Genomic DNA, 19,114 nt, shown 5'->3' on the forward strand with positions numbered 1-19,114 from the left:
TGAAGCGCGCGTCAGGCGATTTAGTCGTTCACGCAGGATACGTCTGCAGCCCCACGTTAGCTTTGTCGACTATCACAACCTCCTTACCTGATCGGCAGCAGAGTACGCATAGCGAGGTGAATGTCGGCCGCTCCGCGCCAACAGATGTTTGACAGGTCGGTGTGTGGCGCACGTGCGCGTTCTAGGGTGGTCAAGACGGTTCAAAAAATGAAAGCAACATATGTCGCAATGCAACGATTGACTATGCGTAGCCGCCATTCACCAAGAGTGAAAGGTGGTGCAGCAATCACGCGTAGCTCATGGATATGACCAGCATTCGTGGCCTTGTGCGAATGACAACCCTGGAACCGACCAGCCAGAACAAGTCGGGTGCGATCGCCCTATGTTTCGTCAATCCTGTTGAAAAAATCTTAAGGACTGTGCCGCAGTTTACGCCCGTCAGGAGTAAGGGGTATAAAATGATGTTGAGAGCTTTATTTTCGGTGGTTTTTGTCATCGCCAGCGCTGTAGCCGCGCTGGCGCAAGACTGGACGCTTGAGCGGGCGTCGGGTGATGTTTTGGTCTCAATAGACGGGCAGACATGGAACCCGGCCAGCGCTGGCGCGGTGCTTCAAAGCGGAAGTTGGATCAGGACCGGACAGCGGAGCAGGGTCATCCTGGCACGCGGAACAGACCGGATTATCTACCGCGCCAACACTTTGGCTGCGGTTTCCACGTCAATGCCAACTGGTCAGAAGACCCGTGTTACACAGCAGCGTGGCTCTATCTTTGTGTCGGTCGAAACGCGGCAACAGGCGCATACGAGCGTCGTGACCCCGCATCTGGCAGCTGTGGTGAAAGGCACGGTCTTTGAGGTGACGACTGATCGTGACGCTTCGACAGTCCGTGTCGATCAGGGAAGGGTTGAAGTACGCGACGATAGCGGCAGAGCAGATGTTTCTCGCGGGCGGCAGGCAACGTCTTCAGGTGAATCTCTGGCCGTTTCCGAGGCGCAGGTGACCAGCCAAATCCCTGGAATGCCAAATACCTTCGGGCTTGAGCTACGGCCAGTCAATGCGACACGGAACGGGAATGCCCCCCCATCCGCGCCAGGTCAATCAAATGGCAACGGAATTGGAAATGGCCGAGGAAACAGCAATGGCAATGGCGGCGGCAATGGGAACGGCAACGGCAATGGCAATGGCAATGGTGGCGGCAATGGCAATGGTGGCGGCAACGGCAATGGGAACAGGGGTTAACCTCTCAAATGCCCTTTCTCCGCAGCGTCTGCATCGCCATCCTGATCGTGGCGACGACGTTCGCGGCCGAGCGGAACGGATTCTTATCTCATCTCAACGCGAGTCTTGAAGACGTCCGTTCCGCCAATGCAGTGCGCGATGCCAGCGGGCAGTTTGTCTTTGTCGCAATTGATGCAAAAAGCCTGCAAAGCGTCGGCGCATGGCCTTGGTCGCGGCAGGTGTATGCCGACATTCTTGATCAGCTGACCGACTCAGGGGCGCTTGATGTCTTTTTTGATATCGATTTTGCGTTTCCGGCAGATGCCGCCGGAGATCGCGCTTTCGCCGAGGCGCTCGAAAAATCCGGCAATGCCTATCTCGCCGTCTTCCAGCAACCAGAGAGTGTGGACGGTGCGGGGTTGCAGACAAACAGGCCGCAGCCACTCTTCGCCACGCAGGGCTGGCCGGTTTTGGCCAATGTCTTCAGTGATCAAAGGGGCCTGGTGCGCTTCTACCCCTTCGGTCGACAGATAGAGGGCCAGTTCCTGCCGTCAGCGGCTGCCTTGTTGTCTGGCCGTTTCTCACAAAGCGAGGAAACCTTCCGTATCAATTTCGCGATCCGGCCAGATACCGTGCCGACATACTCTGCAAGCGATGTGGCTGCAGGGCTGGTTCCGGGCGCGGTGTTCGAGGGGCGCTCCGTCATCATCGGTGCCTCGGCCATCGAGCTTGGCGACCTTTTCGCAGTTCCCGTACACGGCATCGTCCCGGGTGCGCTGGTTCACACTCTGGCAGCTGAAACCATTGCGGGCGGCATCATACCTGTTGAGTTGCGCGCAACATGGGTATTTGTCTCGCTCTTCGGCGTGCTCCTGCTGCTACAGACCAGCCCGCTTCAAAATCCGCGGCGGACGCTGACCGCAGCAGGCGGCACTCTGATTGCAACCGAGGCTGGCGCCTTTGCCATGTTCCTGCACGGATCCATTGTCGTGCCAACGGCCGCCTTCTATCCGGCGCTGGCGGTCCATGCGGGCTGGTACGTCATACGGCAATTGACCCGTGATTACTGGATCATCCGGCGCCAGCGGCGGGAGGTTGAGAGCACGACGGGACTCCTGCAGCAAGTTTTTGCGGACAGTTCAGATGCCATTGTTGTGCTGGAGGCCTCGGGCGCGACGCGCATATGCAGTCAGTCTGCGGTGCGGCTCTTTGGCCTTGATCCAGAGGGCAATATCACCCTTCCCGATGAGTTATGGCGCGAAATCAATGCGGTGCGTGACGGCGAATGGCAGCGATCATTACAGTCGCGCTTCGTAAACTGCGCTGGCCACCGGCGCCATCTGGAATACACACTGACCCCTTCGCAAACGGTTGAAATCGACGGCGGCGAGGAACGATCTACACAGATCATCACGCTGTCCGCGCGCGACGTCACCACAATCAAGGAACAGGAACGGCGTATCGCCCAATTGTCCAACTTCGATGAATTGACCGGCGCGATGCGGCGAAATCGCTTTCTTGGATCGGTCGAACGGCGCCTGAAGACAAGAGACGCTCTCGCAATCTTTGTCTTCAACCTCAGCCAGTTCAAAGCGATCAATGTCGTCCTCGGTCGGGATGTCGGGGATGAAGTGCTGCGCCACGTCGTCAAGCGTATCGATGAAGCGGAGCTGGATGTGACTGACGTCGCACGCCTCGGCGGCGACACCTTTGCCTGCTGCGCAATCGGGCCGATGGATCATGCACAGACATTAGAACGAGCCAGAAAAATCGTCGCAACAATCTCAACCACCTATGATTTGGAAACGGCCAAGGCCCAAGTCGGCGCACGGATCGGCTTTGTGACGATCCGACCTGAAGAGGCACTCTCACCCGCCGACGCATTGTCCCGCGCTGAAGAGGCGCTTGACCAGTCCAGAAGTTTGAAAGACGGAAAACCGCAGCACTATGATCCCGTCCAGTCCAAACGGCAGTTCCGGTTCCGCCAGATCGAGCGGTCGTTGAGTGGAGCCTTGGATCGGGGCGAATTCCAGGTCTGGTACCAACCGCAACATCGGATCAGCGACGGGCAATTAATCGGCTCGGAAGCGCTGGTGCGCTGGAACACGACGTCCATGGGCCGCGTCTCACCCGACGAGTTTATTCAGATTGCGGAATCCACGGGTTTCATACGCGATGTCGGTCGTTTCGTCCTGGAACAAGCGGTCGAGGATGCATTGGCCATGCCGCAAGAGTTGAGCGTCGCCGTAAACGTCTCGGGCGCACAGCTGATGGGCGGCGACGTCTGCGATGACGTAAGACGCGTCCTGCGAGAAAAGCGGTTCCCGGCATCCAGATTGTGCCTCGAACTCACCGAGTCGGTCTTGCTTGATGGCTCCCCCGACCTGGAAGAAACGATGCGCGACATCCAATTTCTTGGGGTCGGCTGGGCGCTTGACGATTTCGGGACGGGCTATTCGTCGATGGCCTACCTCACGCAATTGCCCTTGGAGAAGATCAAGCTCGACAAGTCGTTTGTGATGTCTCTTGGCCAAAGTCGCGCCGCAGAGCCCATCGTTTCCGCGGTGCACGATCTGTGCAAGAGGCTGGGCATGAAGTTGCTCTGCGAGGGTGTCGAAACCGAAGCACAGCTTGCCTTTTTGCAGGCAAATGGATGCGACGAAGTGCAGGGATACCTTTTCGGCAAGCCCATGTGCCTGACTGATTTCCAACGCTATGTGTTGGCGCATACAAAGGAAAAGGAAGCTGCGCGGGTGGTGGGCCAGTAGTCGAGGTCCATGGTGCAGATTGATCGCGGCTACTCGATCGAGGTAGCGCTTAGGCTGCTACAGCCTACGCCACGGGGCAATGTGTTAAATGCAAGGCCGTTCTCAGAGTACGCCGCCGAGTTCCAAGGTTCTCTTAAGAGGTTGAAGTTGGTTTTCGTATCTACGCCACTTTTCCAGTGAAGAGGAATAAAGAGGCTGCCGGACCTGCGTGATGCTCGCCGTTTTCACGCGGCGTTTGGATTTGTAGAACTCAAGGCAGGCAGGCTCGAACGCTAGACCAACGTAGTCCAATAGTCTTCGTGTATTGGCCTCAAAATCATGGACCAGGTCTTCATATTGGACCGTGAGAAAAGCGTCGCCCGGCAGTGTGGACGACCAATGAACCATCAAACGGCGGTAATCAACGTAGTATCGACCCAGTTCGACAAGGTCGTAACTGTTTAACTGGCTGCGTTCAAAAAGCCTTGTGTAGCATGACAGGCAGGTATCCATGGGATTGCGCGCGACATGGACGATCTTGGCGTTTGGCATAAGTGCGTGAATAATGCCCAGCATTTTGAAGTTTGCGGGCATTTTGTCAGTGACGCGAGGCGCTTCACTGCCCAATTCGTCCAAACGGTTGACATATTTGGAGATCAGGGTCTGAAAGTCGCGCGGGGTGAGCGCCTGCAGGTTTTTGGGGAACGGCGTACGATCGCGCGCATTAACATCGAACAGCGTCTGGAGATCATTGAGTTCACCTGCGCCGAAAACTTGCGAGTGGCTCGCAAGTATCGTCTCTGTCAAAGTGGTGCCGGACCGCGGCATACCCAACACAAAGATCGGCTTCGCTGATGAATTGGCGCTGCGTCGCAGGTGCTGAACGAAATCAGGATCGAAGGTCTCAATGATATCCCGGGTGACCTCTTCATGCTGATCAGCGTCGTATGAGATGAGGGTGCGTTTCTTCTGCGCACCGATATCATAGGCCTGAAACGCGGCCTCGTAGTCACCAACCGCATCATAGCAATCGCCCAACGCAAAATAATAGCTGGCCGCCTTTTGTGCCGAGAATGCAGGTGCGTCCTTCTCCAGCGCGCGCAGCGCCGCGAAATGTGGGTCATCGGGTGACTTGGGTTTCTTCAGAGACGTAAGCGCTATCCGCGGGGACAGATCGTCTTGCCCCTTTGCAAGTGCTTGTGCGAACCAGTCTTCGGCAGTTTTCAGTTCGCCCGCCTCCATCGCGGCATGACCTTTGGCCAACAACGCCGGACCAAAGGCCTGATCCAATGCGAGTGCGGCATCGAAAAACTCGGCAGCTTTCTCGACCTCTCCCAGATTTGTAAGTGTGGCGCCAACCTGCTGGGCCACCAGTTTCTCATTGGCGTTGAGGCGGTATGCGTCTTCGGCGACCCGCAATGCGAGATCATGCCGGTTCTTCTCCGTCATGACTTGGCTCAGACCGACCATTGCCAAAACATGCGCCGGATCACCCTTTAACACAGTTCGGAACCGAAGCTCGGCCTGGTCGAGTTCATTTTGCATCAGGTGAAGGCGTGCTTGAGATCGATTGGCTTCAGGATTGTCGGGAGCCACGGCGAGCAATGCGTTCAACTCGTCTTGCGCACGGACGAAATCATCTTTCTCCAGCAAGACGGTGATCAGATTGTTCCGTGCTTCAAAGTGTCTGGGCCGAAGCGTCAAGACATGATCATAGTATCCAACAGCCTTTTCCAGATCCCCCTCGTCTCGGGCAATCGTGCCAAGGTTGTTCAGAGATGCCAGGTGATTGGGGGCAGTCGCCAAGGCTGACTCATGCAGCCGCTTCGCGTCATCGATCTTGCCAAGATCGTACTTTGCCAAAGCCAGGTTCGCCACAAGCACCGCGCTTACCGGTGGTGCTTGCACCGCCCTGTCGCCAACCGCCTCTGCCTTGGTGGGTAGGCCGGAACTCCGATAGACCTCAACAGTATTTGCCGCAAACAACTGGTTATGAGGAGCGTGGCGGAGCGAGGCCTCAAGGCAAGCATATGCGTCATCGACGGCACCCAGTTTGTGCAGGCCAAGCCCCTTCAAATGAAGCGCTGCAGCGTTGTCCGACTTCGCTTCCAAGACGCGGTCGCAAAGATAGAGACTGGCTTTCACCTCTCCGGCTTCAAAGTGCTTTGCGGCCATGTCCAACGCACGTTCAATAGACAAAGTCTGTTCATTTGACATTGTTTGAAGCCTGTCATGCATATGCGCGCCGGAGCAGTCTTGTAGATCGTGAACGGCTTCAGGTCCAGATGAGGCCAACGCCCCCTTCGCAAGACACTTGACGTTTGGTCATCCTTCGATCGCGCATTGGTTTGGTGGCTGATATTGCATTTTGATCGATCCACGTTCGATCTATGCATTGACTAAACAATTGTTTTTTATGGCATTAACCTCTTGCCCCAAAGAGCACGAAAGCACCCAAGCGATACATGCAAACTTTCTTTGCAAGGCACGACTTTTTCCTTTTTTTGCCTAAATTAGCCACTACCCGTCGCCTCCGCCGGTGTGCGTTGCCACCGAGCGCCACAGCAAAAAAGATAAGAAATAGGTCGGTAATGTCTCCTGATTTGCGCGTCGGCGGACGCATGACGAAGTATAAAGGGCAGGTTGCGAGCATCGCGCCGTCGATGCTGTTTGCGGCAATGTCGGTCATGGCTTTGTCTCCAGCTGTTGCAACGGCAGAGACGATCAGCACAGCACGAACAACGGAGTTCGTGACCGCGGATGACGTTGATCACACGATCACATCCACCGGATCTGTCGCTGTCGACCCAACCGCCGAAACCGGTGTCGTGAAGATCGACATCGCAGACTACACTGCGGCGCTCACGAACGATGGCGTGATCAGCGGGGTCAATGGCAATGGCACGCGCCAAGCGGGCATCGAAGCGACCGGCAACCTCAGCGGTACCATAGACAATGCGGGCCAGATTGATTTATCCGCAAACCCGGTCGCCGGCGATACGACGCGGGTCGAGGGTATCTCCGTCGATGGCGAAGTCAGCGGAACCGTAGATCACTCAGGCGTCTTGAACGTCACTGCCAATGGATCGAATGGTGGTGATCCAACGGGGAACCGTTTATTCGTGAACGGCATCCAGACTGGCGATGTTTCAGGCACCCTGAACAGTTCCGGAACAATCACTCTGACATCAACGTCGACATCGAACGTTGGCGGGACCGGGATCGAGACCGAGGTGCTTTCGGGGACCTTCACTTCAACCGGCGACATCACAATTGTAACGACATCCACGGGCACCGGGAGTTCCGCAGGCGCAGACGGCAATGGGATTCAGATCAACAATGGGCTGAGCGGCGTATTCGAGAACCACGGGAATATCTCGATTACCTCAATCGCGGTTGGCGGGGACGTAAATGCTCAAGATGGTATCGAACAAACCGGCGACGTCACCGGATCGCTGCTGAACACCGGCAATATCTCCATGTTGGCCAGAAACAACGGCACCTCCGTAGGGAGTGCCGATGGCGTCGAACTCGGTGATATTCATGGGTCGGTCCGAAATGATGGTATGATAGACGTGGAGGTCGAAGCCAGCCGGGCGACCGTTGATCTCTTTGACGTTGGGACGATCGAAACAGACGGTGCGTTTGTGAACAACGGTGCGCTGATCGGTTTGGCAACCGCGATTGGGACGGCTGGAACCACCGCCGGACAGGCGTCAATCGACGGAATTGAAACCAGGGATGTACTTGGAAGCTTTGCGAACACCGGGGATATCAGTGTTGAGGCCGTTGGAATATCTGCGGCAACTGCTGACGGCCTTGATCTTGACACCGTTGCCGGCACTGCAACAAACACGGGCGCGATCAGTGCAATCGCCAGCAGCTCGGACCGTGCTGCCGAAGCGTCTGGCATGAATATCGAAGAAGTTGGCGCAACTGGAACCGTTCAAAACGATGGAACAATCACAGTTGAAGCCTCTGCCGTAAGTCGCTCAGCAACGGCGACGGGTATCGTGGTGAACACCCTAGACGGTCGGCTGACAAATAACGGGACGATCACCGCCACCGGCATCGATACGTTCGGTACACGCACTGACGGTTACGCCAGAGCCTTTGGCTTCGACATCAATACGCTCGCAGCAGGCAGCCAATTGACGAGCAACGGCAGCCTCGTTCTGACAACCATCTCAGACAGCGCCACAAGCGACCGGGTTCGCGGGTATAACATTTCAAACCTTGAAGACGGCGCGAGCCTTCAAAACTCTGGTTCGATTTCCCTGAACGGCATTGGCAACGAGATCGATGCGAGTGGCTTCTACATCAATACCGTGTCTGGAACGCTCAACAATGATGCGGCGATTTCCGCAGTCCTGGATGCAGACGACGGTTTGGAGTTCAATGGTTTCGACATAGTCAGGCTTGGCACAACCGGAGTGCTGATCAACAGCGGGTCGATCTCTGCAGAACTCAGTGCTGACGGATCAACCAGTATTCGAGGCAGCGGATTTTCGATCAACACGATGCAGGGCACTGTTCAGAACAGTGGAGACATTAACTTAGCAGTCGCAGCGGCGTCATCTGCGTCAACTGGCTACTTGGCAGGCTTCAGACTCTCTAGGTTTGGTGCGGACTCAAGTCTGACAAATGCGGGCGACATTACTCTGACGGCGAATGCAAGCGGCTTCAGCTACGCGACTGCAACGGGCATCGACCTTCAAATTGAACTTGCGGGAACTCTGAACAACAGCGGGACCATCACCGTTGTCGCTGACTCAAGCGATGGCGCCGTTGCAAGAGCGTTGAGCGCTTTCGATATCACTGCAATCTCGTCTGATATCACCAATACAGGTAACCTTTTGGCCACGGCGAGCGGCGGGTCTTCCGCAGCAGCGATTGGGGTCGAGATGTTCAGCATTACGTCTGCCTACACCGGCACTTTTGAGAATACGGGCAACATTCAGGCACGCGTTTCCGGCGATAGCTCAGGTCAAGCGACCGGTATGTACATGTCTGCCTTAGATGGAATTGTGTCCAATTCTGGTGACATTACCGCCATTGCCGACTCCAATTTCGAGTTTGCAGAAGCGTCAGGCGTTAGAATTGGACGTACTGGCGCTGCTTCCGAGTTGACCATATCCGGCGATATCATCGCGGTTGCTAATGGGTCTACATCAGCCGAAGCAACCGGCATATACATTGGCACACATGAAGGCACATTGTCGGTGAGCGGGGACATTTCTGCGACAGGCAACGGCACCAACTACGCCATCAATCTGGATGGCGGATCAGGAACGCTCAACATCGTGTCCTCTTCGGCAATCGACGGGATCATCCGTGTGGGCGATCATGATGTGAACCTCAGCCACACGGGGGAAAGCGCGGTTTATGTGTTCGAAGATGAGGATGCGGCAACCGGCGCTTTTGATACGACTGCTGCATCGCCCGAATTTGTCTGGGCTATCGATGGTGCTGGCACGAATGCGCCCGTCTACGCGGCAGTCAACGGGTCAGATTTTGTTTCAAGTGGCACGAGTACAGCGGTTTATGGCGCGTACATGTCCGAGCTGATGGGTGGTATTGATACGACAATCGATGCGGCGACCCGCAATCGTTCAGCGTTTGACACCGGCTTCGACAAAGTCGCAGGGTCCGCCTTTGTGCGTGCTGACGTCACCGAGGAGTCCGATCGCTCAAGCGACGACAGCGCCAAGCTGGCCGGGCTCACTGGAGGATATGCCGGACGTACAAATTCAGGTCACAGCTTCTCCATTGGGGCCAGCCTGCTGGATCTCGACGGGCAGAGCGGCAACACCGACCTTGAAGCGTCAGGCATCCTTATCAGCGGGACATATGGCCTTGCATTCAACAACGCTTCTCTGACTTTCGGTCTGGGCATAGGCCGAATGGACCACTCCGACACCAGAAGCATCGCGGGCAGTCAGGACGCATTGGCTGAGTATACCAGCACCGTCGCAGTCGCGGCGCTGGACTTTGAGACAGATCTGGCGGCCGTTACAGCGGTAGATGTCAACCTCATTGGCGGGCTGCTAGCCGGCATACAAGACAGCGAAGGCTACACTGAGACAGGATCGCTTGCGAATGCGACCGTTCCCGACCGCACCAATGAATTTGCAGAAGCATCCATCGGACTCAAGCTGACGGAGACCATTTGGGGTGGGTTAGGTTGGGCGTCTTTAGAGGCCGTGCACTCAGAGGTGTTTGACACGGACGGTTTTGATGTATCCGTTTTTGGCACATCCGTCTCAACTGGTCAGGCTGACGGCACCTCTTCGACCAATGCCAAACTGGCGGTTGGCTTCGAAAGGTCATTCGGCGCACGTGGGACATTCACCTTCCAAGCATCTGCAAGCTCTGGGCAAGAGGCCACACGCCGGACTTTGGCAGGCGCCTACAAGTTCGCGTTCTAGGTTCGAGGATTGGTGAGAGTTGTGGCGTTTATCTCTGCACGGGAAAACCAACTGAAGCCGATGCAGTCAGGCCAAAATGCTACTCGTCTAACCCAAAAGCCACCGTCAAGATCGAAATGACTACACGGTTATCCGCGTTTGGTTTCTCGGGCGTGGCGGCATCGAAGGCACGGTTCGGTATCGAGCGAAATTGCTGCCGACGAAGGGCCGCTTTGGCGACGATAACCGTATCGCAGCAGAGCCTGTGTTGCGCCGCATCAGACGAGAGCTGCTCAACGGCACATTTGGGCTGGAGGTGACGAGGCTTGAACCCGCAATGAGTTAAATGCTGTGCCAGATCTGCGGTCTGTCATCATCGAAATCTAGCTTGCTTTGATCGAGTATTATGGCACGGATATGCATTCTCAGAGGCCTGCAAACTAGGCAGGCAATGCCAGTAATATGCCTGTGTTTGGAGAAACGGCCAATTCCTGATCGGCAAAATGACAAGGCCACATAGAGCAGGCACAAAATGTGTCAGGCCAACCTGTCCGCTTGGCTCGGAAGCATTCAAGCCATCATGAAAACTCCTTCCGGAGGCACGAGCTGGATGGATGCCGCAAGAATCGTCTATTTGTGTGGAGACGCAAATAAGGACAAAGGATCAATGAGAATACGACCAACAAACCACGATGACATCGCCGATGTTGAGAGCAAGAATCTGATTTTACGGAACTTTTCTCCAGGGACATACGTCCTGACATAACGAGCCTTGAAGATTGGGCGACAGAATTTCCAGTTTGCCGAGGTCACAAATGGAATCTTTGACGGCAGCACCCTCACTGTCCGCACAAACAACTCATTGACCACGGATATGCCATGGTCGAACTTGCCGTCCTGCACTAGCGGTCGCCATCTTCCCATGGATCTGCAGCAAGAATTCCACCCTCTTACTCTGACCAATGGGCCATGTTTCAATTCCGAAGAACCAGATGACCTGCCTCAAAAGTTTCGTATACAGAGGGCGTCGGTGCATGGTCGCGTAGGTGCATCGGTGATGGGATCGGTTTAAAGCGCAATTCACTTTCAAGCTGCGGCGTTGCCGGGTCTGCGATCGGAACGGCCCGCAAAAGTGACTTGGTATAATCATGCTGCGGGTTTTCAAAGATCGCTGCGCGCGGGCCGATTTCCACGATCCGGCCAAGATACATCACGGCCACCTGATGGCTGACCCGTTCGACCACGGCCATATCGTGGCTGATAAACAGGAATGACAGACCCAGATCGGCCTGCAGCTCCATCATCAGGTTGAGCACCTGTGCCTGAACCGAAACATCGAGGGCCGAGACGGCTTCATCCGCGACGATCAATTGGGGTGAGACTGACAAAGCGCGCGCGATGGCGATACGCTGGCGTTGGCCGCCTGACAATTCATGCGGAAACCGCTGCATGAAATCGCGCGGCAGGCCGACCCGGTCAAAAAGGCCTGCCACACGGTCTTCTACGTCGGATCCGGTGGCAATTCCGAAATTCTTCAAGGGTTCGGCGACCTGAGCGGCCAGCCGCATATAGGGGTTGAGCGACGCAAACGGGTCCTGAAAGATCATTTGCATGTTACGCCGCATCCGTCGAAGATCACGCGGCCCGGCAGCCAGCACATCCGTGCGGTCAAGCAGGACCGATCCTGATGTGGGTTCAACCAGCCGCAGGATCGACCGTCCGCAGGTCGACTTGCCACAACCCGATTCCCCGACCAAGGAAAGCGTTTGTCCCTTGTTAAGTGTGAATGACACGTCCTCGACCGCGTGGATATTGGCCACGTGACGAAGAAAGACGCCGCTACGGACCGGGAAATAGGTCGTAAGTCTTTGTACCTCCAGCAGTGGTTCGATTTTTTGCTCAGGCGCTTGCGGCGTTTGTTCGGCGACCTCGCCAAAGGCTCGCAACGGCTCTGGCGCGGACTTACCCCGCATTTCGCCCAGACGCGGCACGGCGGCCAGAAGCGCCCTGGTATAGTCTGCCTGCGGGTCTGCAAAAATCTCGGCTACAGGACCCTGTTCGACCACATTGCCTCGGTACATCACCACAACCCGATCAGCGATCTGCGCAACAACCGCCATATCGTGGGTGATGAACAGAACGGCCATACCCCGTTCGCGCTTCAGCCGATTGATCAGGGCCAGAATTTCCGCCTGAATGGTGACGTCCAGTGCCGTCGTCGGTTCATCGGCGATCAGCAGGCGGGGTTCGCAGGCCATCGCGATGGCGATAGCCACGCGCTGCCGCATGCCACCCGAAAGCTCATGTGGATATTGTCGCAGCCGCCGCTCTGGTTCGGGGATCCGCACGTCCTTTAGAAGTTCCAGCGCTTTGGCGCGGGCGGCTGAGGTGCTCAAATTGCGATGAGCTTTCAACCCATCGGTCAGTTGCCGTTCAATGGTAAAGACGGGGCTGAGCGATGTCATCGGCTCCTGGAAGATCATGCCGATTTCATCGCCCCGAATGTCACGCATCTTGTCCGGTGATACTTGGGCGAGGTCCACAGGGCCATCTGCGCGCTGCAGCATGAGGCGCCCGCCCGCAATCGTTCCACCACCGAATTCGACCAGCCGCATCAGCGATAGCGATGTGACCGATTTGCCGGACCCACTTTCACCAACAACGCAGACGGTTTCGCCGGGATTGACCGTCAAGCTCACATCCTGCACCGCGGTCACCGCGTCGGGGCCTTCGCCGAACGTCACCCGCAGGTTCTGGATTTCGACAAGGGCATTCATGCGCGGGTCCTTGGGTCAAGCACATCGCGCAGCGTATCGCCGAACATGTTCAGGCCCAGCACGGTGATCGCCACCGCCACACCCGGCACAAGCGCTGTCCATGGGGCCACATCCAGATAGTCGCGGCTGGCCTGGATCATCAGGCCCCAGCTTGCATTGGGCGGCTGTGTCCCAAGACCAAGAAACGACAAGCCTGCCTCCGCCAGGATTGCAAAGGCTAGACTGATCGTGCCTTGCACGATGATCGCTGGCATGATGTTCGGCAGGATATGGCGCAGGATGATCCAGAAATCGGTCGTACCTGCCGCCCGCGCACCTTCGACATATGGCATCTGGGCCACGCGCAGCGCCTCGCCCCGGATGATCCGGGCGAGGTAAGGCGTAAAGGCCACGCCAATGGCGATGATCGTATTGGTGATATTCGGCCCCAGCACCGCGCTGATGGTCAACGCCAAAAGGAGCGCGGGAAAGCTAAGGAGCGTATCGACAAGCCGCATCAACACATTGTCGAGCGTCCCGCCGTAATAGCCTGAAATGATCCCCAATGGCAGACCGATCACGATGCTCATCAGCACGGCAGCCCCTGCGATCATCACGGAGGTCTGCGCCCCCAGCACGACACGGAAAAACAGATCACGGCCCAACTGATCGGTGCCGAAAGGATGTGTCCAGGTCGGCCCCGAAAGACGAGCGCGGATATCCATGCGGGTCGCCATCTCCTCGGCGACGAAAACAGGCGCAAGCAGGGCGATCAGCAGCATCGTGACGACGATACCCCCCCCGATCACCCCCTTGGTGGACAGAAAGCGCCGCATCAGGTGGCCCGCAGCCGCGGGTCGATCACCATGTAGATCAGATCGACAATCAAGTTGGTCAGCATCACGACCGCTGCGATGACGAAGACGGTGCTTTGGATCAGGGGGATGTCGCGGTTCAGCAGCGCCTGGTAGGTCAGCCAGCCCATGCCGGTGAAATTAAAAAGGCTCTCAATCACGATGATGGAACCAAAAAGATACCCCACCTGCAGCCCGGCCACGGTAACCACTGGCCCAATCGCGTTGCGTAGCCCATAGCCCCAGATCACCGAGCGCTCGGGCAGTCCCTTTGCGCGGGCCACGCGGATGAAGTCCTGCTGGAGGATGCTCACCATCGTCGCCCGTGTCATCCGGGTGAGATGCGCCATCAGGCCAAGACCAAGGGCCAGAGACGGCAGGAAAGCGTGCCGCAAGGCCCCAAAGAAATCCTCCGCCGGATGCACGAAACCGCTCGACGGCAGCCAGCCCAAAACGCTCGCAAAAAGCAGGATCAGCATGATCCCCCAGAAGAAGTCAGGCAGGCTGACCCCCACAAGAGCCGAGGCGCTGGCCGCATTGTCCTGCCAGCGGTCGCGGTGGATCGCAGCCCAGACCCCAAGCGGGATCGCCGCCGACAGCGCGATGGCCATCGACATGACCACGATCAGCGCACTTGCCACGACTTTATCAGCGATCAGCGGGCCGATCGGTTCCTTGAAGACAAGTGACGTCCCCCAATCCCCCGTCAGTAATCCGCCGATCCAGCGCGCGTATTGCACGAAGAGCGGATCATTCAGGCCGAGACTTTCCCGCAACCCGGCCAGAGCTTCGGGGTTTGACTGGGTGCCCATGATCATCATCGCCACATCGCCGGGCAGGATGTTCGTGACCGCGAATGTGATGATCGAGATCAGGAGCAGCGTCAGAAAGACCGACAATAGGCGATTGACGAGGAAAAGCATGGTTGATCCAGTGCAGCGCAAGGGCGGCCCGGCCAATCTGGCCGGACCCGTTAAGAGATCAGGTCGACAGCCAGACCTTGTGGAAGTCCAGGTTTGACCCGTTAGGATGTACGACTGTATCCAGCCCGCCGACATTCTGCTGCGCGCCGATGGTGCCGTTGCGGAACCACAGGATGATGTCATGGGTCTCATTATAGACGCGCTGCTGCACGGCCTTGTAAATCTCTGCCCGTTCTGCCGGATCAACGGTCACCCGGGCCTCTTCGGTCAGCCGGTCAATCTCCGGGTCCGAGATATTGCGATAGTTGAAGGCACCGGTCGTATTCCAGAGCGAGTAGTAGAGAAAATCAGGCTCCCACAATGTGAAGAAATTCATCATTGTCATCTGATAATCGCGATCGACCCAACATTGTGACAGCCAGTCCGCCCAGGTCAGCTGTTCGATGCTGAGGTTGACCCCCGCCATGCGGAACCATTCGACAAGAATCTGTGCGCTTTCGATGTGATAGGGGTAGTTCGTCGTGGCTTTGAACACGATATCAAGGCTGCCCTCTGGATACCCGGCCTCGGCGAGCAGCGCCTTTGCCGCCTCGATATCCTGGCCTCGTTGGACGAGGTCCGCATTATAGCTCGCTGATGTCGGATAGCTGGGCGACGCCGTGGTCGCACCCTGACCCCAAAGCGCACCTTCCAGCAGGATTTCCTTGTCGATGATCAAGTCAAAGGCCTGCCGCACCCGTGCGTCCTGAAACGGTTCGAAATCGTGGTTCAGGTTCACGAAGTCCCAATTGAGCGGGAACCATTTGACCACCTGAATATCGCCCACCTCCTCAATCTCCGTCATCCGGTCGGCAGGGATGTCGTTGATCATGTGCAATTCGCCTGTGCGCAACCCGGTCAAACGCACAGTCGGTTCGGGGATTTCGCGTGCGATGATCCGGTCAAGGTAAGCGGGGCCGTCCCAGTAATCATCAAACCGCTCAAGCTCGACCTCGTTCCCGAATTCACGGCGGACAAACCGAAAAGGACCTGCGCCAATCGGCGTCTCGCCCTGCACATCGCCTGACCCTTCGGGCATGACAACTCCTGCGCCGTTCTCTGCGAGACGCGACAGGAAGGGTGCATTGACCTGATTGAGCGTGATCACAACCGTCAGCGGATCGGGGGTTTCGATGCTTTCAACGGCATTGAACACCTCGAAATTCACCGCACCGGTTTCAGGGTTAGCGCATCGCTCAAACGAATACTTCACGTCGGCCGAAGTCATCTCTGCCCCGTTATGGAACATCACACCGGGCCGCAGGCGGAACGTGTAAACCAACCCGTCATCGCTTTGCTCAAAGCTTTCCGCCAGCATTGGAATGACATTCAGGTTTTCATCCACCGTAACGATGGAATTATGCACATTCTGCAATACGCGCCCCGTCGAAGCTGTGCCGGTCTGGTGCATATCCAGGTTCTGCGTCGTCTCGGAATGCCCCCAGATCAGGGTGCCCCCGGTCACGGGTTCGGTTTGGGCCGTGGCCATCATCGGGGCGGCACCTGTGAACAATGTCGTACCGAACAGGGCAGTCGAATGGCCAAGGAAACTTCTGCGTTTCATCTTCTCTTCTCTCCATGTTGTGGACGCGTGACGCGCCTCGGTTCTTGTCATTGGCCCGCTTTCTCGCGGGTCTTTTGCGAATTTCAGGACGGGAAAGTGGGCCGTCTGTCCGCGACCCCCATTTCCCGTTCAAGGGCCTGCCCAAGGTTCAACAGCGGCCCTTCATCAAAAAGCTGCCCCCAAAGCGAAATGCCGTGCGGGACGGTGAATGTCTTTTCGCCTTCCGTCTCTCCGGTGGTCAGCTTGCCCGTGCCGAGCGAGGCCATGGTGCGGCTCGCAAGATCCTCAAACCCCGCGCGCAGATGCAGGCAGGGATGGCCGGTGAAATTGGAGGCGACGAGCATTGGCCCGGTCGAGAACGGACCGATCAGCGCATCGACCCCCGACATCAGGTCACTCATCGCTTGCAGGACGCGTGTGCGCAAGCGGTCAGCCTGTACAAGATCAACGGCTGAGATGAACCGCGCCTTTCGGAATGTGTTCGGCCAGGCGCCGTCATCCTGCCAGCGCAGCGTGTCGTCGATATCCTCTAGGGTCAGGTGTTCAAAGGCGGCTGCCGCCTCGGCATAGACGACCGTCATCAGGGACCCGTAAGGTAGGTCCTCGATGGCGACCTCCTTCACCGTGATCCCCAGTGCCTTTGCGGCCTTCAGCGCATCGTGATCGACTTGCGTCGCGCCTTCCTCAAACGCTTCGGGCAGATAGCCCAGCGTCATGCCGTCGATCCCGGCACTGGCGTGGTAGTGAAACGGTGCCTCAATGGCGCCGGGATCGGCCACATCACCGCCCTTCATCGCCGCGAGGACAAGTGCCGTATCTTCCACATAGCGGCAGATCGGTCCAACCTTATCGAGAGACCAGCAGAGTGCCATGGCGCCCGCGCGGCTAACCCTGCCAAAGGTCGGGCGCAGGCCCGTCGTTCCACAACGATGCGATGGGGAGGTGATTGATCCCAGCGTCTCGGTCCCGATGGAAAAGCCGCATAAACCCGCGGCCGTGGCCGAGGCTGAGCCGGCAGAGGAACCGCTCGACCCCTCGTTCAGGTTCCACGGGTTCCGTGTCCAGCCATCATACCACAGGTCATTATAGGCCAGTGCGCCGACGCTGGTTTTCCCGATCAATACGGCACCTGCAGCGCGCAAGGCCCGTGTCACAGCGGCGTCCTGATCCGGCACCCGGTCGCGATAAGGTTCGGCGCCCCACCCAGTGACGATATTCTTCGTATCAAACAGGTCTTTGAGGCCGTAAGGGATGCCATGTAACGGGCCTAGCCAGACACCCGCCGCCAACAAGCTGTCCATCGCGGTTGCCTCGGCGCGGGCGAGGTCGGCGGTGACGGTCGCGAAGCACTCCAGCTTGGGATTAAGCACTGCGATCCGGTCAAGATAGAGTTCCGTCAGTGCGATGGACGTGATCTGTCCGGTCCGCACCCAATGGGACAATTGGGTCAGCGGGGCGAATGCGATATCCTCCGCATCGCCTGGCAGTACCTCCGTGACCTCGGACAAAACCAGCGCATCGCGACCATGCGGCATGGTAAAGCCCGGCAGACGCGGGTCAAACCTGCAGGCCATCGGTGTCGTATTGTCAAAGGTCAGCGCACGTCTGGCGGCCGCAAGATCCCGCTGGCCATCAAGATTGTCCAGCATCTGCGACCGCTCTTTCACCGTGTAGGCGACGCCAAGCAGCCTTTCAGCGCCCGCAATGTCCGCTTCGGTAATTCTGTTTGTCATTGTTACCCCACAGGTATTGAAGGGCCACTTTTGCCCAATGTCACGTCTTGGACCGCCGTCACCCCTAAGACGGTCGATCGAATGGTCACTTTTTCAGCGCTACCGATGGGTTTTGTCCCTGCTCGCCCAGTTCTGTGGCAAAGGATCGGCTCACACGGCCTTCGGCCTTGCGCCGGGCCTCTTCCGCGGCGATGGCGGCGTCGATACTTGTTCTGTCGGTCAGGCCTGAAAAATCCGCTTTTGTCGGCATGATCTCGGCCACGTGCAAAAACCGCTCCCCGGCGACGTCCAGAAGCCTGCGCAACTCTGCCAGCGGATCGGGATGGTCGTCAGCGCGCAGGTCGATCCATGGGTAATCTTCGGTCCTGTGGATACGGAGTGCTGCGGACTGCGTGCCGCGTTTGTCGCCACCTGCGGCCGCCCCGGCCTCCATGGCGGTCAGCAACCGCTCGGGCAGGGGTTCGTCCATGGCGGCCTGATAGGCGGCAAGGGTTTGTTCGACGACCTGTGGTCCGGCCAGCATATTGCCCGCGACGGACACCCCCTGAGCGGCAGTATGACCCGCCCAGTCGACGCACTCGGCACCCGTATGAGCCGCTATCTGACCATTTGCATCGATCATATGCACCTGGCGCTGCAAACGCCCGCCGTCGCGGGTGATCATGTCGGTAAGGACTTGCTCTGGCGCCTCACCCTTCGCCAGCCGATCAGCACCTTCAACACCCAGCATCGGGTTGATGAATGCCTGCGTTGCCACCGCTCCTTTGCCTCCTCGAATATGCGGAACCAGCGCGCCGACAGCGAAAAAACGACTGGCGACTGCGATGCCCAGATGGTCTGTCTCAGGATCACGTGCGACGATGGAATAGGTCAT

At 57.5% G+C, this 19,114-nt stretch carries 11 protein-coding genes; 3 read left to right on the top strand and 8 right to left on the bottom strand.

Annotation, left to right across the window (positions count from 1 at the left end; all coding sequences use genetic code 11):
• Positions 1–461: 461 nt before the first annotated feature.
• Positions 462–1,238: a FecR domain-containing protein gene (locus tag SLH47_RS05420; protein WP_320238359.1), complete on the top strand. Its 777-nt coding sequence runs from the start codon at positions 462–464 to the stop codon at positions 1,236–1,238.
• A gap of 8 nt (positions 1,239–1,246) precedes the next feature.
• A complete protein-coding gene (locus tag SLH47_RS05425) occupies positions 1,247–3,985 on the top strand; it encodes an EAL domain-containing protein (RefSeq protein WP_320238360.1) in 2,739 nt (912 codons plus the stop codon).
• Between the two features lie 102 nt (positions 3,986–4,087).
• Here the strand turns inward: SLH47_RS05425 and SLH47_RS05430 are convergent, their stop codons facing one another.
• Together SLH47_RS05430 and SLH47_RS05435 are read right to left on the bottom strand one after the other, a co-directional pair.
• Positions 4,088–6,181 carry a tetratricopeptide repeat-containing sulfotransferase family protein gene (locus SLH47_RS05430; RefSeq protein ID WP_320238361.1) on the bottom strand — a complete coding sequence of 698 codons (2,094 nt, stop codon included), beginning with the start codon at positions 6,179–6,181 and terminating at the stop codon, positions 4,088–4,090.
• Positions 6,182–6,386: 205 nt separating this feature from the next.
• Positions 6,387–6,653 carry a hypothetical protein gene (locus tag SLH47_RS05435; RefSeq protein ID WP_320238362.1) on the bottom strand — a complete coding sequence of 89 codons (267 nt, stop codon included), beginning with the start codon at positions 6,651–6,653 and terminating at the stop codon, positions 6,387–6,389.
• On the opposite strand from SLH47_RS05435, the gene SLH47_RS05440 reads away from it, so the two are divergent.
• The gene (locus SLH47_RS05440) at positions 6,652–10,392 is read left to right on the top strand and encodes a hypothetical protein (protein WP_320238363.1); all 3,741 of its coding nucleotides are present in this window, start codon (positions 6,652–6,654) and stop codon (positions 10,390–10,392) included. The two genes, SLH47_RS05435 and SLH47_RS05440, sit on opposite strands and share 2 nt — an antisense overlap.
• Positions 10,393–11,345: 953 nt before the next feature.
• Here the strand turns inward: SLH47_RS05440 and SLH47_RS05445 are convergent.
• The 6 genes from SLH47_RS05445 to SLH47_RS05470 all read right to left on the bottom strand — a co-directional run bounded on the left by SLH47_RS05445 (position 11,346) and on the right by SLH47_RS05470 (position 19,114).
• Complete coding sequence (locus SLH47_RS05445) at positions 11,346–13,148, bottom strand: ABC transporter ATP-binding protein (protein WP_320238364.1); 1,803 nt, start codon at positions 13,146–13,148, stop codon at positions 11,346–11,348.
• Positions 13,145–13,963 (bottom strand): ABC transporter permease, encoded by an 819-nt coding sequence (locus tag SLH47_RS05450; RefSeq protein ID WP_320238365.1) that lies wholly within the window; start codon positions 13,961–13,963, stop codon positions 13,145–13,147. The genes SLH47_RS05445 and SLH47_RS05450 overlap by 4 nt, the downstream gene beginning before the upstream one ends.
• Positions 13,963–14,904 (bottom strand): ABC transporter permease, encoded by a 942-nt coding sequence (locus tag SLH47_RS05455; RefSeq protein WP_320238366.1) that lies wholly within the window; start codon positions 14,902–14,904, stop codon positions 13,963–13,965. The genes SLH47_RS05450 and SLH47_RS05455 overlap by 1 nt, the downstream gene beginning before the upstream one ends.
• Before the next feature lie 58 nt (positions 14,905–14,962).
• Complete coding sequence (locus SLH47_RS05460) at positions 14,963–16,507, bottom strand: ABC transporter substrate-binding protein (protein ID WP_320238367.1); 1,545 nt, start codon at positions 16,505–16,507, stop codon at positions 14,963–14,965.
• An 83-nt stretch (positions 16,508–16,590) separates the two neighbouring features.
• The gene (locus SLH47_RS05465) at positions 16,591–18,240 is read right to left on the bottom strand and encodes an amidase (protein WP_320238368.1); all 1,650 of its coding nucleotides are present in this window, start codon (positions 18,238–18,240) and stop codon (positions 16,591–16,593) included.
• A gap of 85 nt (positions 18,241–18,325) precedes the next feature.
• The gene (locus SLH47_RS05470) at positions 18,326–19,114 is read right to left on the bottom strand and encodes a DUF1028 domain-containing protein (RefSeq protein ID WP_320238369.1); all 789 of its coding nucleotides are present in this window, start codon (positions 19,112–19,114) and stop codon (positions 18,326–18,328) included.

It is taken from the genome of Cognatiyoonia sp. IB215182 (assembly GCF_033963905.1).
Taxonomy (GTDB): domain Bacteria; phylum Pseudomonadota; class Alphaproteobacteria; order Rhodobacterales; family Rhodobacteraceae; genus Yoonia.

Excerpts from the sequence above, each read along its gene's own strand:
- SLH47_RS05420 (WP_320238359.1), top strand. The coding sequence starts at position 462 with ATGTTGAGAGCTTTATTTTCGGTGGTTTTTGTCATCGCCAGCGCTGTA.
- SLH47_RS05425 (WP_320238360.1), top strand. The coding sequence starts at position 1,247 with ATGCCCTTTCTCCGCAGCGTCTGCATCGCCATCCTGATCGTGGCGACG.
- SLH47_RS05430 (WP_320238361.1), bottom strand. The coding sequence starts at position 6,181 with ATGTCAAATGAACAGACTTTGTCTATTGAACGTGCGTTGGACATGGCC.
- SLH47_RS05440 (WP_320238363.1), top strand. The coding sequence starts at position 6,652 with ATGGCTTTGTCTCCAGCTGTTGCAACGGCAGAGACGATCAGCACAGCA.
- SLH47_RS05435 (WP_320238362.1), bottom strand. The coding sequence starts at position 6,653 with ATGACCGACATTGCCGCAAACAGCATCGACGGCGCGATGCTCGCAACC.
- SLH47_RS05445 (WP_320238364.1), bottom strand. The coding sequence starts at position 13,148 with ATGAATGCCCTTGTCGAAATCCAGAACCTGCGGGTGACGTTCGGCGAA.
- SLH47_RS05450 (WP_320238365.1), bottom strand. The coding sequence starts at position 13,963 with ATGCGGCGCTTTCTGTCCACCAAGGGGGTGATCGGGGGGGGTATCGTC.
- SLH47_RS05455 (WP_320238366.1), bottom strand. The coding sequence starts at position 14,904 with ATGCTTTTCCTCGTCAATCGCCTATTGTCGGTCTTTCTGACGCTGCTC.
- SLH47_RS05460 (WP_320238367.1), bottom strand. The coding sequence starts at position 16,507 with ATGAAACGCAGAAGTTTCCTTGGCCATTCGACTGCCCTGTTCGGTACG.
- SLH47_RS05465 (WP_320238368.1), bottom strand. The coding sequence starts at position 18,240 with ATGACAAACAGAATTACCGAAGCGGACATTGCGGGCGCTGAAAGGCTG.
- SLH47_RS05470 (WP_320238369.1), bottom strand. The coding sequence starts at position 19,114 with ATGACCTATTCCATCGTCGCACGTGATCCTGAGACAGACCATCTGGGC.